This is a genomic window from Enterobacter asburiae, from assembly GCF_024599655.1.
Classification (GTDB): domain Bacteria; phylum Pseudomonadota; class Gammaproteobacteria; order Enterobacterales; family Enterobacteriaceae; genus Enterobacter; species Enterobacter asburiae_D.
In genome coordinates this window covers 2021632-2037314 of record NZ_CP102247.1, presented here as the reverse complement: position 1 = coordinate 2037314, position 15683 = coordinate 2021632, and the positions used below count along the sequence as shown (strand labels likewise).

Below are 15683 nucleotides of genomic sequence, written 5' to 3'. Positions count from 1 at the left end.
TACCGTTTTTTTGCCGTATCAAAAACGCGAAATCGCAAAGAAAAAATTTCTGCCCCAGCACGCTTTTTAACACGTTGATCTATGCTTGAAAGGAGGCTCTCCAGACAGAGAGAGCACCCACAACGAGGGCGCGCTAATGGCTACTATTGATTCCCTGAACAAGGACAACACACGTCTGAGCGATGGACCCGACTGGACCTTCGAGCTGCTGGATGTTTACCTCGCCGAAATCGACCGGGTCGCAAAGCTGTATCGTCTGGATACCTATCCCCATCAGATTGAAGTCATTACGTCCGAACAGATGATGGACGCCTACTCCAGCGTCGGGATGCCGATTAACTATCCGCACTGGTCGTTTGGTAAAAAATTTATTGAAACCGAGCGGCTGTATAAGCACGGCCAGCAGGGGCTGGCGTATGAGATTGTGATTAACTCCAATCCGTGCATCGCCTATTTGATGGAAGAGAACACCATTACCATGCAGGCGCTGGTGATGGCGCACGCCTGCTACGGGCACAACTCATTTTTCAAGAATAACTACCTGTTCCGCAGCTGGACGGATGCCAGCTCCATCGTCGATTACCTGATCTTCGCCCGTAAATACATTACCGACTGCGAAGAGCGTTACGGCGTGGACGAAGTGGAAAAACTGCTCGACTCCTGCCACGCGCTGATGAACTACGGCGTGGACCGCTACAAGCGTCCGCAGAAAATCTCCCTGCAGGAGGAGAAGGCCCGACAGAAAAGCCGCGAAGAGTACCTGCAAAGCCAGGTGAACATGCTGTGGCGTACCCTGCCGAAGCGTGAGGAGGAAAAAACGATCGCCGAAGCGCGTCGCTATCCGTCCGAGCCGCAGGAAAACCTGCTCTACTTTATGGAGAAGAACGCCCCGCTGCTGGAGCCGTGGCAGCGTGAGATCCTGCGCATCGTGCGCAAGGTGAGCCAGTATTTCTACCCGCAAAAGCAGACGCAGGTGATGAACGAAGGCTGGGCGACCTTCTGGCACTACACCATTCTTAACCATCTGTACGACGAGGGGAAAGTTACCGAGCGGTTCATGATGGAATTCCTCCACAGCCATACCAACGTGGTGTTCCAGCCGCCCTACAACAGCCCGTGGTACAGCGGAATAAACCCGTATGCGCTTGGTTTCGCCATGTTCCAGGATATTAAGCGTATCTGCCAGTCGCCGACGGAAGAAGACAAGTACTGGTTCCCGGATATCGCCGGCTCTGACTGGCTGGAAACGCTGCACTTTGCGATGCGCGACTTTAAGGATGAGAGCTTCATCAGCCAGTTTATGTCGCCGAAGATCATGCGTGACTTCCGCTTCTTCACCGTGCTGGACGACGACCGCAACAACTATCTGGAGATTTCCGCGATCCATAACGAAGAGGGATACCGTGAGATCCGCTCTCGCCTCTCTTCCCAGTATAACCTGAGCAACCTTGAACCGAATATTCAGGTCTGGAACGTCGATTTGCGCGGTGACCGCTCCCTGACGCTGCGCTATATCCCGCACAATCGCGCGCCGCTGGATAAAGGGCGTAAAGAGGTGCTGAAGCATGTGCATCGCCTGTGGGGCTTCGACGTGCAGCTGGAGCAGCAGAATGAAGACGGGAGCGTCGAGCTGCTGGAACGCTGCCCGGCGCGGTTGAATACGCTGTAGTGCAGTTTTTTTGCCCGGTGGCGCTACGCTTACCGGGCCTACAAAACCCGTAGGTCGGGTAAGGCGTAGCCGCCACCCGACGAAAAAAACCTCTCGTACGAGAGGTTTTTTCTTTTAGCGGGTCTGAATCGCTAAATCACCCGGCAGCGTTTTCTGCATACGGTGCCAGATTTCACCGGAATCGTGACCGTAGCGGCGCACCGTCTCATAAACCTGATCGTGCAGGCCTTCGGTACAGAGCTTGCTCAGCTTATGGTAGAAGCCCAGCGCCAGGCTACGCGCTTCAGGATTGGCAAAGTAGTGGCGGCCAATGCGGGTGTAAAGCCCTTTCATACCGTTAAGGATCAGGCCGTACACCGGGTTGCCGGAGGCAAACGCCAGACCGCGAAACACGTTGTAATCGAGGGTGGCAAAAGCATCGGCATGATCTTCCACCTCGTTCGCTGTGGCCAGCACCGCAAGGGCATCTTCAGGATGCTGACGGAAAGCGGTACGAATAAAGATCGTCGCGATGTTGGTGCGAACGGAAAGCAGATTATCAATGAGCTGCGGCACGCTTTCATGGTCGAGACGCGCCAGCGTTTCAAGAATGTTCAGCCCGGACGTTTCCCAGAAGTTGTTTACTTTCGTCGGCTTGCCGTGCTGGATCGTCAACCAGCCATCGCGCGCCAGCCGCTGGAGCACTTCACGCAGCGTGGTGCGAGTGACGCCAATCAGTTCAGAGAGTTCGCGTTCAGCCGGAAGAATGGACCCCGCAGGGAAACGATTATTCCAGATGCTTTCAATGATGTACTCTTCCGCGAAACCCGCCGGGCTCTGCGCCTTAATGACCATAGTGAGATTTCCATTACACAGCTTTAGCAAATTGGACTCATCATACCAGAGGCAGCCAGTGGCAGGTAGCACGGCAAAGAGAGAAAAGAGGGATCGCCGTTTCATTTTTGTGAAATTTACAATGCAGCCTTATCCGCCTCCAGGCCGCGATTTTTGCGTATACTGAGGTTTTGTATTACTTGACGGGAAGGACGTCTGTTGTGGAAATTTCTTTTGGGCGCGCGCTGTGGCGCAATTTTTTAGGTCAGTCTCCTGACTGGTACAAACTGGCACTGCTGGTTTTCCTGGTCGTTAATCCCATCATTTTTAGCGTGAATCCCTTTATCGCCGGCTGGCTGCTGGTGGCGGAATTTATCTTCACCCTGGCCATGGCGCTGAAATGTTATCCCCTGCTGCCGGGCGGATTGCTGGCATTTGAAGCCGTCGTCATCGGTATGACCAGCGCCGAGCATGTCAAAGCAGAGCTGGCGTCAAATCTCGAAGTGCTGCTGCTGCTGATGTTTATGGTGGCGGGCATCTACTTCATGAAACAGCTGCTGCTGTTTATCTTCACGCGCCTGCTGCTCAGCATTCCGTCGAAAATGTTCCTCTCGCTGGCGTTTTGCCTTGCGGCCGCCTTCCTGTCGGCCTTCCTGGATGCGCTGACGGTCGTCGCGGTGGTGATAAGCGTTGCGGTTGGGTTTTACGGAATTTATCACCGCGTGGCCTCCTCTCGCCCGGGTGAAGATTTGCAGGATGACAGCCACGTCGAGGCGCATAACCGTGACGTGCTGGAGCAGTTTCGCGCCTTCCTGCGCAGCCTGATGATGCATGCTGGCGTCGGTACCGCCCTGGGCGGCGTGATGACCATGGTGGGCGAGCCGCAAAACCTGATCATTGCCAAAGCGGCGGGCTGGCACTTCGGTGAGTTCTTCCTGAGAATGGCGCCGGTGAGCGTACCGGTGCTGATCTGCGGTCTGGCGACCTGTCTGCTGGTGGAGAAGTTTCGCCTCTTTGGGTACGGGGCGCAGCTGCCGGAGCCGGTACGTCAGGAACTGCATAAATTCGATGTGCAGAGCCGAAGCCAGCGGACGCGCCAGGAGACGCTACGACTGATTGCCCAGGGGATCATCGGCGTCTGGCTTATCGCGGCGCTGGCGCTCCATCTTGCCGAAGTGGGGCTGATTGGCCTGTCAGTCATTATTCTCGCCACCACCTTTACCGGCGTGACGGACGAACATGCCATCGGCAAGGCGTTTACCGAAGCCCTGCCGTTTACCGCCCTGCTGGCGGTGTTCTTTGCCGTCGTGGCCGTGATTATCGACCAGCATCTCTTCGCGCCGATTATTGCCTTTGTATTACAGGCGTCACCGGATGCTCAGCTGTCGCTGTTTTACCTGTTTAACGGCCTGCTGTCGTCGATCTCAGATAACGTCTTCGTCGGGACGGTCTACATCAACGAGGCCAAAACGGCCATGGAGCAAGGCGTTATCAGCGCAGGACAGTTTGAGCTGCTGGCCGTGGCGATCAATACCGGCACCAACCTGCCGTCGGTAGCGACGCCAAATGGCCAGGCCGCCTTCCTGTTCCTGCTGACCTCCGCCCTCGCGCCGCTCATACGTCTTTCTTATGGCAGGATGGTGTGGATGGCGCTGCCCTACACGCTGGTACTCACGATCGTGGGATTGCTTTGCGTCAAAATTACCCTCATTCCCTGTACGCAATGGTTGATACAAGCGGGTATACTTGCGGCGCAGTAAACTATGCATCTCGGGCAGTTCGCTGCCCGTTTGCCTTTTCGCACGATAAACATCCAATTACGTTTTATTTCGCCAGGTACAGGTGGCGCGAAAAACGAATTCGTTTACACTGCGCTTTCTAAGCATGTTCCAGGGAAATGATTATGTTGAGATTTTTAAACCAGTGCTCCCGCGGTCGCGGAGCGTGGTTGTTAATGGCCCTGACCGCCTTTGCGCTGGAAATGGTCGCGCTGTGGTTCCAGCATGTAATGGGACTGAAACCTTGCGTGCTTTGTATTTATGAACGCTGCGCGCTGTTCGGCATTATGGGTGCGGGCCTGGTCGGCGCGATTGCCCCAAAATCGCCGCTTCGCTATGCCGGTATTGCCATCTGGATCTACAGCGCCTGGAAAGGAATTGAACTCTCCTGGCAGCACACCATGATGCAACTGCATCCGTCACCGTTTATGACCTGTGATTTTGCTGCCCGCTTCCCGAGCTGGCTGCCGCTGGACAAATGGCTGCCGCAGGTGTTTGTCGCATCCGGTGACTGCTCCGTTCGTCAGTGGGAATTCCTGACGCTGGAGATGCCGCAGTGGCTGGTGGGTATTTTTGCCGCCTACTTCGTCGTGGCACTGCTGGTGCTGATCGCCCAGCCGTTCAAACCGAAGAAACGCGATCTGTTCGGAAGGTAAAAGCAAAACGGCAACCTTGGTTGCCGTTTTTAGTGTTTGCGCCCTCTCCCGTGGGAGAGGGTTGGGGTGAGGGCATCAGGCCGCACAAACACAATAAAAAACCCGCCTCGGCGGGTTTTTTAATCTCAACGGGTCGGATGGTTCATGATGTGGTCTTCCCAGTCACGCACCTCGGACTCTTTCACCGCAATGTGGCGCACAGAAATGCGTTCACCGTGCATCGCCGCTTTTGAACCGGTTAACAGCGGATGCCAGTCAGGCAGACCTTTCCCTTCCGCCAGCAGGCGATACGCGCAGGTATGCGGCAGCCATTCAAACGTTGGCAGATTATCCCGGGTTAACTTGATGCAGTCAGGCTCAAATTCAAACCGGCGCTCATAGTTGCGGCACTGGCAGGTTTTAATGTTTAACTGCTTGCAGGCAACGTTGGTGAAGTAGATTTCATCCGTATCTTCATCCATCAGCTTGTGCAGGCAGCACTGCCCGCAGCCGTCGCACAATGATTCCCATTCCGCATCGGTCATGTCGTCGAGAGTTTTGCTTTGCCAGAAAGGGATGTCGTTCATCAGGATGTCCACACGTCAAAAGAAAGCGCACCTTATAACGAGTCTGGCACGTTGTTGCAAGTTTTGCCGCCCTCTTCAGGCGGCAAGATGGGGTTACAGCACGCGGGTTTTCAGCGACAGGCCGTTAAAACCGACCTCTAGCTCGTCACCGCTGAGCAGCGGGCCAACACCTTCTGGGGTTCCGGTCAGGATCACATCGCCCGGTTTCAGGGTAAAGAAGCGGCTCATGTAGGCGATCAGCGGCACAATCTTGTGGATCATGTCCGCGGTGGTGCCCTGCTGGCGGATCTCGCCGTTAATCTTCAGGCTAAGCGGGGTGTCCTGAGGATCGCCGGTAAATTCGCTCACCGGCACAAACGCCGAGATGGGGCAGGAATTATCAAACCCTTTGGCCTTTTCCCACGGCTGCCCTGCTTTCTTCATTTTGCCCTGCACGTCACGCAGCGTGAGATCCAGCGCCACGCCGTAACCGGCAATCGCTTTCTGAACATGTTCTTCTGAGGCCTGGCGCAGCGTCGCGCCGATCAGCACGGCGAGTTCAACTTCGTGATGCACCGAGCCCAGCCCCTGCGGCAGCGCCAGCGGCTGGCGGATATCACAAAGCGCCGTTTCAGGCTTAATGAACAGGACCGGCTCTTCTGGCGTCGCGCTGCCCATCTCCTGAATATGTTTTGCATAGTTGCTGCCCACGCAAACCACTTTGCTGACGGGATAATCCAGTAATGCACCTTGCCAGTTATGATGTTGATACATGGTCGACCCCTAAACGGTTGATGTGTTGTGCCCAAAAACAGTTGAGACTATTTTTTACCGTTCGCCTCAAGATGCTGTTTTAATAAATTCTCGGGTGGCGGTGGAAGCTGTAAATAATAGCCTTGCTCGGCTAAGGCCGTTTTCACTTTATCCAGATCGGCATTAATCAGTTTCTTACGACCATCAAGCGGCAGCAGCATCGCCAGCTGTGGTCGGCCAAAGTTCTTCATTAATTCGTCAGGCACGCGTGAAAAATCCTCTTTCTTTTCGACATAAAGATAGGTCTGGTCACGGCTTGTACTTCTGTAGATCACACAAAACATGTTTTTACTCTGAATTAATGGGTGGTTGCTTGCCTCAATATACTCCTGACTATAACATGCCTGATACTCTTCGGAATATCGCAGCGAGTGGTTGCGGTTAATAGCAAATTGAGTAAGGCCAGGATGTCAAACACGCCCATCGAGCTTAAAGGCAGTAGCTTCACCTTATCAGTGGTACATTTGCATGATGCAAAACCCGAGGTTATTCGTCAGGCGTTAGAAGACAAAATCGCCCAGGCTCCCGCCTTTCTGAAGCACGCCCCTGTTGTTATCAACGTCAGCGGTCTTGAGGCTCCGGTTAACTGGAAACTTCTCCAGCAGGCCGTCTCCTCGACCGGACTGCGTATCGTGGGCATCAGCGGCTGCAAAGATACTGAGCTGAAAGCGGAAATTGAGCGTGCGGGGCTGCCTCTTCTGAATGAGGGCAAAGAAAAAGCCTCGCGTGCGGCCCCCGTTGCCGTGCAAACGCCCCCTCCTGTGGTGCAAAACGTTACTACCGTCACAAAAACGCGAATGATTGATGTGCCGGTTCGTTCCGGTCAGCGCATTTATGCACCAAACTGTGATCTGATTGTTACAAGCCACGTCAGTGCTGGCGCTGAGCTGATTGCAGATGGCAATATTCACGTATACGGTATGATGCGTGGACGTGCGCTCGCAGGTGCAAGTGGCGATCGAGATGCGCAAATATTTTGTACTCACCTGACGGCGGAACTGGTGTCCATCGCAGGTGAATATTGGCTGAGCGACAAGATCCCAGCCGAATTTTATGGCAAAGCGGCTCGCCTGCTTCTGGCAGACGACGCGTTGACCGTTCAACCGTTGAATTGATCCCTTTTTAACAAGGAATTTCTATGGCACGCATTATTGTTGTTACTTCGGGTAAAGGAGGCGTTGGCAAGACCACCTCCAGCGCGGCCATCGCTACTGGTTTGGCCCAGAAGGGAAAGAAAACCATCGTTATCGACTTCGATATCGGTCTGCGTAACCTCGACCTCATCATGGGATGTGAGCGTCGCGTCGTGTATGACTTCGTGAACGTCATTCAGGGCGATGCCACGCTGAACCAGGCGATGATTAAAGACAAGCGCACCGAGAACCTCTACATCCTCCCGGCTTCTCAGACGCGTGACAAAGACGCCCTGACCCGTGAAGGGGTGGAAAAGGTGCTCGACGATCTGAAAAAAATGGATTTCGACTTCATTGTCTGCGACTCCCCTGCGGGCATCGAAACCGGTGCCCTGATGGCGCTGTACTTCGCTGATGAAGCGATCATCACCACCAACCCTGAAGTTTCATCCGTTCGTGACTCTGACCGCATTCTGGGGATCCTCGCCTCTAAATCCCGTCGTGCGGAAAATGGCGAAGACCCGATTAAAGAACACCTGCTGCTCACCCGCTACAATCCGGGCCGCGTGAACAAAGGTGACATGCTGAGCATGGAAGACGTGCTGGAGATCCTGCGCATTAAGCTGGTGGGCGTTATCCCGGAAGATCAGTCCGTGTTACGCGCGTCTAACCAGGGCGAGCCAGTGATCCTTGATACATTGGCAGATGCAGGTAAAGCTTACGCCGATACCGTTGACCGTCTGCTGGGAGAAGAACGTCCTTTCCGCTTCATTGAAGAAGAGAAGAAAGGTTTCCTCAAACGCCTGTTCGGAGGATAAGTTATGGCATTACTGGACTTTTTTCTCTCGCGGAAAAAGAACACCGCCAACATCGCAAAAGAACGTCTGCAAATTATCGTTGCGGAGCGTCGTCGTAGCGACGCCGAGCCTCACTACCTGCCACAGCTGCGCAAGGACATCCTGGAAGTGATCTGTAAGTATGTGCAGATTGACCCGGAGATGGTCACGGTGCAGCTGGAACAAAAAGACGGGGATATTTCGATTCTGGAGCTGAACGTTACGCTCCCGGAAGCGGAAGAGTCGCGTCCGTAGGTTTGTGATTTCGTAGCCCCGGTAAGCGCAGCGCCACCGGGGGAATATGCCGGGTATATCGCCCGGCATATTTTTTATCGCTGATAACCTTGCAGCAGCGTATTCAGGCGATCGGCCATCAATTTCCCTCGCCAGCCCGCCATCATTTCCGGCACCCCACTCTGCGGCTTCAGCTTCCAGTGCCAGTTCAGCAGCTGGTTAATCTGACGACGTGAGGCGAGCAGTTCCGCGCCCAGCTTGCTTTCCGCTGCAACGTCCTGCACCAGCGCTTTGATATCCTTAAACGCTTTGCGATAGCCCGGCATATCCATCAGGTTCAGCAGCGGTTCCGGCAGCGCATCTTCCGGCAGCTCCTGCGCTTTTGCGACCAGCGCCAGCAGGGTTTTGCCGTGGAAGCGGATCTCGCTGCCCGAAAGCCCAATGCTGTCCAGCTCGCCCAGGCTGCCCGGCATATAGCGCGCGACCGCCCAGAGATGTTCTTCGCGAACCACAAAGTTAACGGCCAGATCGCGCTCGCGTGCTTTACGCAAGCGCCAGTCTGCCAGCAGCTGCAGGCATGCCAGCTGACGCGTACGCAGCTGCCAGGCGTTGCTGATATCGCGCCAGGCCTCTTTCGGGTCGACCACTTCCTGGCGACGCAGCTGGGTCATACGACACTCGTCGAGCGCCGCAGACAGCCATCCGGAAGCTTCTGCCTCTTTCATCAGCTGTCCGGCAATCGGCAGCAGATAAAACACGTCTGCCGCCGCATACTCCAGCTGGCGCTCGGTTAGCGGACGCGCCAGCCAGTCGGTACGGGATTCACTTTTATCCAGCGTCAGGCCCGTATACTCCTCTACCATGGCAGCAAAGCCCCATGAGAGCGGACGATTGCTGAATGCCGCGAGGATCTGCGTGTCAATCAGCGGCTGGGGCATGATGCCAAAAGTGTTCAGAAAGACCTCCAGATCTTCACTGCCTGCGTGCAGGTATTTCGTCACGGCGGTATCGAGCAGCAGGTCACGCATCGGCGTCCAGTCGGTAATGCCGAGAGGGTCGATCAGCGACACGTGTTTACCGTCGTACATCTGAATCAAACCCAGCTGCGGATAATAGGTCCGGGTACGGACAAACTCGGTATCCAGGGCAATGGCAGGAAAGTCGCGCGTCACTTCGCACAGCGAAGCCAGCTCGTCGTTGGTCGTGATCATCTGGTAATTCAAATCGGATTCTCTTTTGTTTGCGCCCATAAAAAACGCCGGCTTAACCGGCGTCTGGGCGATTAACGTGAAGCTCAGGCCTTATTGTCTACTTTGCCACGGGCTTCGTCACGTAATTCTCGTCGTAATATCTTTCCGACGTTGGATTTCGGCAGCTCATCGCGGAATTCAACCAGCTTCGGCACCTTGTAGCCCGTCAGCTGACGACGGCAGAACGTTACCAGCTCCTCCTCCGTGAGTGAAGCGTCTTTCTTGACCACAAATATCTTGACCGCTTCACCGCTGCTGCCGGAGGGGACGCCGACTGCCGCCACTTCGAGCACGCCGCTGTGCTGCATCACCACGTCTTCGATCTCATTCGGATAGACGTTGAAGCCGGAGACCAGGATCATATCTTTCTTGCGATCGACGATGCGCAGGAAGCCCTCGTCATCCATCACCGCGATATCACCGGTGTGCAGCCAGCCGTCTTTAATGATTTCGTCGGTCGCGTCGGGGCGCTGCCAGTAGCCCAGCATCACCTGCGGACCTTTGACGCACAGCTCACCCGGCTCGCCCGGCGCGACTTCGTTATCGTTATCATCGACCAGTTTGGCCTCGGTAGAAGGAACCGGCAAACCAATGCTTCCACTGTGATAGTCGATATCATGCGGGTTAACGCTGACCAGCGGAGCACATTCCGTCAGTCCGTAGCCCTCCAGCAAATACTGGCCGGTAAGCTTCACCCAGCGCTCGGCGACCGCCTGCTGAACCGGCATGCCGCCGCCCGCAGAGAGATGCAGCGTGGAGAAATCCAGCTGCTGGAACTCTTTGTTATTAAGCAGCGCGTTAAACAGGGTGTTTACCCCTGTCATAGCGGTGAACGGGTATTTCGCCAGCTCTTTCACCAGGCCAGGGATATCGCGCGGGTTGGTGATGAGGATGTTCTGACCACCCAGCTCAATAAACAGCAGGCAGTTCATGGTCAGCGCAAAGATGTGATACAGCGGAAGCGCGGTGATCACCACCTCTTTGCCCGGATGCAGCAGCGGTCCGTAGGTGGCGTTCACCTGCTCAAGGTTTGCCAGCATATTGCGGTGGGTAAGCATGGCTCCTTTGGCCACGCCGGTGGTCCCGCCTGTGTATTGCAGAAACGCAAGATCTTCCGCGACCACTTCGGGTTTCACATACTGCATACGGTAGCCCGCATGCAGCGCGCGGCGGAAGGAGATGGCGTCCGGCAGGTGGTATTTTGGCACCAGACGTTTGACGTATTTGACGACAAAGTTAACCAGCGTGCCTTTGGCGGTGGAGAGCTGATCCCCCATGCGCGTCAGGATGACGTGTTTAACCTGGGTTTTGTCGACCACTTTTTCCAGGGTATGGGCGAAGTTGGACACAATGACAATCGCGGCTGCGCCGCTGTCGTTCAGCTGATGCTCCAGCTCGCGCGGGGTATACAGCGGGTTAACGTTAACGACAATCATCCCGGCTCGCAGGATACCGAACAACGCCACCGGGTATTGCAGCAGGTTCGGCATCATCAGCGCGACGCGGTCCCCTTTTTGCAGCCCCAGCCCTTCCTGAAGATACGCCGCAAACGCCCGGCTACGCTCCTCAAGCTTACGGAACGTCATGACCTCGCCCATATTCACGAATGCGGGCTGGTCCGCGTAGCGCCTTACCGAGTGCTCAAATAATTCCACCAGGGATTGATAACGGTCAGGATTGATCTCAGCAGGAACATCTGCGGGATAACGGTTAAGCCAAACCTTCTTCAATGCATCACCTCTGAAATGAGTGTTCGTCGTCATCACAACCCCGATAATAAACAGTTTGTTAACATTATATTAACTCAGCGTACCAGTTTATTAATTGTTCAGATTTAAGGTTGCGAAGCGCGTCACTCTTTTTTTTCGTTTTATCCGTAAAAAAACAGAGACAGCGGCTGAGCCGCTGTCTCTTTTCCAACAATAACAGTAAGTTACTCAGTAACGATCGTCTGAACCTGTGCAGGACCCGGGTTGTACCAACCCCAGCCCGGGTAGCCGTAACGATAAGGATGTGGACCCCACATCCACGGATCCATCGGCTGAGGCGGCATGATCACCTGCTGTGCCAGCCGCCAGCGTTTATACCCGTTGACCTGCATGGTCATAAATTTATACGGCGTGCTGCCGATTTTGCCCTGCACGGCGCCGGTAATCGGCCCGACGACGGTCACCAGCTGTCCGCGAAAATCGACCGGATCGAGGAAACCACTGACGTCCGCATAGATACGCCCGCGGGAGGCCTCACCCAGTACAGGCCGCGCGCCGCTGTCCAGCGGAACGGTCGCGATCTCCAGACGGGTTTTCCCCTGCTGGTTTTGTACGTCGATGACCTTACCGCCAAAGCGCGCTTCCTGGCCAACGTACAGCTCAGGCGCATTCATCACCCGAACCAGATCCTCCTGTGGCGTCGGGCTGCTGCCCTTAATCGCATCAGGAACGGAAACGCATCCGCTCAGTGCTATGGCAACCGCGCCTGCCATAATAAGGCGTACTACTTTAGTCTGAACCGCCATGATGCGACTCCTTTTTCTCAGTTCCTGTTACTGAGATTCACTCGCGGCCCGGAAGTTTCTTCCACGCAACGGTGTTTCGCAAATAAACCGGCTCCGCGTGTTCAACGGCAACGGTTTTTCCTGCTGCGAGCAGCTGGCAGGCAATCGGAAGCATATCTTCCGCAGCCGGCAGCAGCATGTTGCCGTCCACCAGCGTCACGCCGGTGCCGCTCGCCATCTCCGGCCACGCAGGCCAGCCGGTGCCGACGCTCGCCCACTCACCGGAGAGCTGTTGCAGTCGTTCAGTGACCGCTTCCGGCTTAAGCACGGCTTCCGTCTCTTCACCGTGCCACACGCCCTGCTCGTCGCGAGTGTATTCGGCCCAGTAAACTTCGCCCATGCGGGCATCTATTGCGGCCAGGACGCGCGTTGCCCCGGTCATGCGCCATGCCCCCTGCGCCATGGTGGCGAGGGTAGAGACGCCAATCATCGGCAGTTCAGCGCCCAGCGCCAGCCCCTGCGCAATGCCAATCCCGATGCGAACGCCCGTAAAGCTGCCAGGGCCACGGCCAAAGGCCAGCGCGTCGAGGTCGGTTAAGGAGGTGTTGCCCTGGGTTAAAATGGCTTTTACCAGGGGCAGAATGCGTTGGGTGTGTTCCCGTGGGCACTCTTCGAAATGGGCAGAAACAGTACCGTCGTTCAACAGAGCGACAGAGCAAGCCTCTGTCGCGGTATCAATAGCCAGAATTCGCATCAGTCGTCGCGCTCTCGCAAGGGTCAGTCACAAAATGGCGCGCATCTTAGCACACTCCGGGGTAAATTACTCCGCCGTTGGGTTTGCCAGGAAGCGCACCGCGCGTTTTATGTCCCGCGTCCGGGGCGCGGGCGGCAGGCTGGCGAGGAAGGTTGCCCCGTAAGGACGCATCACCAGCCGGTTATCGCAAATGACCAGCACCCCGCGATCGGTAACGTCGCGGATTAATCGCCCTACCCCCTGCTTGAGGGTAATCACCGCGTCCGGCAGCTGCACCTCGTCAAACGGATCGCCCCCGCGCAGGCGGCAGTCTTCCATGCGCGCCTTCAGCAGCGGATCGTCCGGAGAGGTAAACGGCAGCTTATCAATGATCACCAGCGAGAGCGTATCGCCCCGCACGTCGACCCCTTCCCAGAAGCTGCTGGTCGCCACCAGCAGGGCATTCCCGGCGCTGACAAACTGCTGTAACAGCTGGCCTTTGCTGGTTTCGCCCTGCAGCAGCACCGGTAAGGTCATGGTGGCGCGGAACTGCTCGGCGAGGTCGCGCATCATGGCGTGAGAGGTGCAGAGCATAAAACAGCGGCCGTTGTTGGCCTCGATCATCGGTTTTAACATCGCCGCCAGATGGCGCGCCGCACCCGGCTGGTTTGGCAGCGGCAGATTACGGGGAACGCAGAGCAGCGCCTGTTTTTCGTAATCGAACGGGCTGGGCAGGAGCAGCGATTCCGCCTCCTCAATGCCAAGACGTTCCGTGAAGTGATGCAGATCGTCATTCACCGACAGGGTTGCCGAGGTGAAGATCCAGCTTCCCGGTTTTTGCGCCATCACCTCTTTAAATTTATCCGCCACCGTCAGCGGCGTGAGCGCCAGCGTGAAGTGCCGCGAGGTGCACTCATACCAGTAGCTGAACCCCGGCTGGTTAATTTCTTTCAGCCGTTTGAGCCGCCCGCGATAGAGCGTGGCGCGTTCGAAGGCCGCATCCAGCAGCGCAGAGCGGCCGAGGGACAGTTTTGCCACGTCGTAGCAGAGTTCCAGGGCATCATCGAGCAGCAGCAGCGCGCGCTGGATGTTTTTGTCCGCCAGCAGCTCGCGCAGGTTGCCGCGATAGCCCGGCTCGCCGAGCTGTAAGCGGAAATCCTGTGCGCTTTGGGCCAGACGGTCGGCGCACTTCTGCAGCTGCTGGGTATCTTTGAGTTCGGTCCGGTAAGCGATGGTGAAATCTTTCGCCAGATCCTGCAACTGGCGGCTGGATAGCGACTGGCCGAAATACTGGCTGGCGATGTCAGGAAGCTGGTGGGCTTCGTCGAAGATCATCACGTCAGCCTCCGGGATCAGCTCGCCGAAACCGCTGTCCTTGACGACCATATCCGCGAGAAACAGGTGATGGTTCACCACCACCACGTCCGCGTCCATCGCCGTTTTGCGCGCTTTCACCACGAAGCAGTCTTTATACAGCGGACAGTCGCTGCCGAGGCAGTTGTCGTTGGTGCTGGTCACCAGCGGCCAGGCCGGGGAATCTTCCGGCACGCTCGCGCAGGTGCTGATATCGCCCTCTTCAGTCTGGTTCGCCCACGACCGAAGGATAATGACGTCGCTGAGGGTTTGCACCGGCAGGTCGCCGCCCGCCAGCGCCTGCTGCTCAAGACGTTCCAGGCAGAGATAGTTGGAGCGCCCCTTCAGCAAGGCCAGACGCCCCTTGTATTTCAGCGCCTTAGCCACCGTGGGCAAATCGCGGCTGTAGAGCTGATCCTGCAGCGCCTTCGATCCGGTGGAAATAATCACCTTCTTCTTCGCGCGCAGCGCCGGAGCAAGGTAAGCATACGTTTTACCCGTGCCGGTTCCGGCTTCGACCACCAGCGGCTGAGCCTTATCGATGGCGTGCGCAACGGCGTGCGCCATCTGACGCTGAGGCTCACGGGGTTTGAAGCCGGGGATAGCCTGCGCTAATTGACCTTCAGGGGAAAAATCGTCTGCCACGGTGCTCTCTCACTGTATTTTTGCACAGGGATTATGTCAGCCCATCCTCTCCTGTGCCACCCCAAATAGTGACGACAGGAGAACAATATGGCAGTCTTGCCGCCTGACGACGAAAAATAACGAGGAAACGTTTATGTCAATTGTGCGCATTGATGCCGAAGCCCGCTGGTCTGATGTAGTGATCCATAACCAGACGCTCTACTACACCGGCGTACCGGCTAACCTGGACGCGGATGCGTTCGAGCAGACGGCTAACACCCTGGCGCAGATTGATGCGGTGCTGGAAAAACAGGGCAGCGACAAATCCCGCATTCTGGATGCGACGATTTTCCTGGCAAACAAAGACGATTTCGCGGCGATGAACAAAGCCTGGGATGCATGGGTAGTGGCGGGTCACGCGCCTGTACGCTGCACCGTACAGGCCACGCTGATGAAACCGGAGTATAAGGTTGAGATCAAGATTATCGCGGCGGTGTAAGCCCGATTACTCTTCTGGATCTTCATCTTCATCTTCGAATCGCGCCACAATCCGCTCGCCGGAATGACTGGCGCGAATCTCCTCGGCGACAACCGTAATCGCCTGTCCGCTGCTCATCCCCTGGGACATCAGTTCCTGAATTCGCTCAACCGCTTTCTGCTGCTGTTCATGGCTCAGAGAAGGTAAACCTGCAAACATCGTCAACTCCTGCTAAATTATTCGCGCTAATTATTTCACGCTGCCCGGTAGTATG

The 15683-nt window shown here is 56.1% G+C and carries 17 protein-coding genes; 7 read left to right on the top strand and 10 right to left on the bottom strand.

Features of this window, described 5'->3' with window-relative positions; all coding sequences use genetic code 11:
* Nucleotides 1-136 precede the first annotated feature (136 nt).
* Complete coding sequence (locus NQ230_RS09630) at nucleotides 137-1669, top strand: SpoVR family protein (RefSeq protein WP_023293929.1); 1533 nt, start codon at nucleotides 137-139, stop codon at nucleotides 1667-1669.
* Nucleotides 1670-1783: 114 nt separating this feature from the next.
* Here the strand turns inward: NQ230_RS09630 and fadR are convergent, their stop codons facing one another.
* Nucleotides 1784-2503 carry a fatty acid metabolism transcriptional regulator FadR gene (gene fadR / locus NQ230_RS09625; RefSeq protein ID WP_023312180.1) on the bottom strand — a complete coding sequence of 240 codons (720 nt, stop codon included), beginning with the start codon at nucleotides 2501-2503 and terminating at the stop codon, nucleotides 1784-1786.
* A gap of 200 nt (nucleotides 2504-2703) precedes the next feature.
* On the opposite strand from fadR, the gene nhaB reads away from it, so the two are divergent.
* Together nhaB and dsbB are read left to right on the top strand one after the other, a co-directional pair.
* Entirely contained in the window at nucleotides 2704-4242 is a 1539-nt protein-coding gene (nhaB, locus tag NQ230_RS09620) for a Na(+)/H(+) antiporter NhaB (RefSeq protein WP_257260921.1), read from the top strand.
* Nucleotides 4243-4385: 143 nt separating this feature from the next.
* Entirely contained in the window at nucleotides 4386-4916 is a 531-nt protein-coding gene (gene dsbB, locus NQ230_RS09615; RefSeq protein ID WP_024909807.1) for a disulfide bond formation protein DsbB, read from the top strand.
* A 125-nt stretch (nucleotides 4917-5041) separates the two neighbouring features.
* Here dsbB and ycgN read toward each other — a convergent pair whose 3' ends face one another.
* The 3 genes from ycgN to NQ230_RS09600 form a co-directional block, all read right to left on the bottom strand.
* The gene (gene ycgN / locus NQ230_RS09610; protein ID WP_024909872.1) at nucleotides 5042-5482 is read right to left on the bottom strand and encodes a cysteine cluster protein YcgN; all 441 of its coding nucleotides are present in this window, start codon (nucleotides 5480-5482) and stop codon (nucleotides 5042-5044) included.
* A gap of 93 nt (nucleotides 5483-5575) precedes the next feature.
* Nucleotides 5576-6235, bottom strand: coding sequence for a fumarylacetoacetate hydrolase family protein (locus NQ230_RS09605; protein WP_032658472.1), 660 nt, complete (start codon nucleotides 6233-6235; stop codon nucleotides 5576-5578).
* Between the two features lie 47 nt (nucleotides 6236-6282).
* Nucleotides 6283-6558 (bottom strand): YcgL domain-containing protein, encoded by a 276-nt coding sequence (locus NQ230_RS09600; protein WP_257260918.1) that lies wholly within the window; start codon nucleotides 6556-6558, stop codon nucleotides 6283-6285.
* Nucleotides 6559-6681: 123 nt separating this feature from the next.
* On the opposite strand from NQ230_RS09600, the gene minC reads away from it, so the two are divergent.
* Genes minC through minE form a run of 3 tightly spaced genes read left to right on the top strand, consistent with a single transcriptional unit; the run spans nucleotide 6682 to nucleotide 8498 of the window.
* The gene (gene minC, locus NQ230_RS09595; RefSeq protein ID WP_032658477.1) at nucleotides 6682-7389 is read left to right on the top strand and encodes a septum site-determining protein MinC; all 708 of its coding nucleotides are present in this window, start codon (nucleotides 6682-6684) and stop codon (nucleotides 7387-7389) included.
* 23 nt (nucleotides 7390-7412) lie between these two features.
* Entirely contained in the window at nucleotides 7413-8225 is an 813-nt protein-coding gene (gene minD, locus NQ230_RS09590; protein ID WP_029742160.1) for a septum site-determining protein MinD, read from the top strand.
* A 3-nt stretch (nucleotides 8226-8228) separates the two neighbouring features.
* Complete coding sequence (minE, locus tag NQ230_RS09585) at nucleotides 8229-8498, top strand: cell division topological specificity factor MinE (protein WP_008500504.1); 270 nt, start codon at nucleotides 8229-8231, stop codon at nucleotides 8496-8498.
* A 74-nt stretch (nucleotides 8499-8572) separates the two neighbouring features.
* On the opposite strand, the gene rnd is transcribed toward minE, so the two are convergent.
* The 5 genes from rnd to yoaA all read right to left on the bottom strand — a co-directional run bounded on the left by rnd (nucleotide 8573) and on the right by yoaA (nucleotide 14952).
* Complete coding sequence (gene rnd, locus NQ230_RS09580) at nucleotides 8573-9700, bottom strand: ribonuclease D (RefSeq protein ID WP_257261331.1); 1128 nt, start codon at nucleotides 9698-9700, stop codon at nucleotides 8573-8575.
* A gap of 71 nt (nucleotides 9701-9771) precedes the next feature.
* On the bottom strand, nucleotides 9772-11457 hold the full coding sequence (gene fadD / locus NQ230_RS09575; RefSeq protein WP_147430001.1) for a long-chain-fatty-acid--CoA ligase FadD: 1686 nt from the start codon (nucleotides 11455-11457) through the stop codon (nucleotides 9772-9774).
* A 203-nt stretch (nucleotides 11458-11660) separates the two neighbouring features.
* A complete protein-coding gene (locus NQ230_RS09570; protein WP_121424134.1) occupies nucleotides 11661-12242 on the bottom strand; it encodes a Slp family lipoprotein in 582 nt (193 codons plus the stop codon).
* Between the two features lie 37 nt (nucleotides 12243-12279).
* Entirely contained in the window at nucleotides 12280-12975 is a 696-nt protein-coding gene (gene tsaB, locus NQ230_RS09565) for a tRNA (adenosine(37)-N6)-threonylcarbamoyltransferase complex dimerization subunit type 1 TsaB (RefSeq protein WP_257260916.1), read from the bottom strand.
* 66 nt (nucleotides 12976-13041) lie between these two features.
* Entirely contained in the window at nucleotides 13042-14952 is a 1911-nt protein-coding gene (gene yoaA, locus NQ230_RS09560) for a DNA repair helicase YoaA (protein WP_100166045.1), read from the bottom strand.
* A gap of 133 nt (nucleotides 14953-15085) precedes the next feature.
* Between yoaA and NQ230_RS09555 the strand changes: the two genes are divergently transcribed.
* Complete coding sequence (locus tag NQ230_RS09555) at nucleotides 15086-15430, top strand: RidA family protein (protein ID WP_257260915.1); 345 nt, start codon at nucleotides 15086-15088, stop codon at nucleotides 15428-15430.
* Between the two features lie 6 nt (nucleotides 15431-15436).
* Here NQ230_RS09555 and NQ230_RS09550 read toward each other — a convergent pair whose 3' ends face one another.
* Nucleotides 15437-15628 carry a YoaH family protein gene (locus tag NQ230_RS09550; protein WP_033145823.1) on the bottom strand — a complete coding sequence of 64 codons (192 nt, stop codon included), beginning with the start codon at nucleotides 15626-15628 and terminating at the stop codon, nucleotides 15437-15439.
* Nucleotides 15629-15683: the final 55 nt, after the last annotated feature.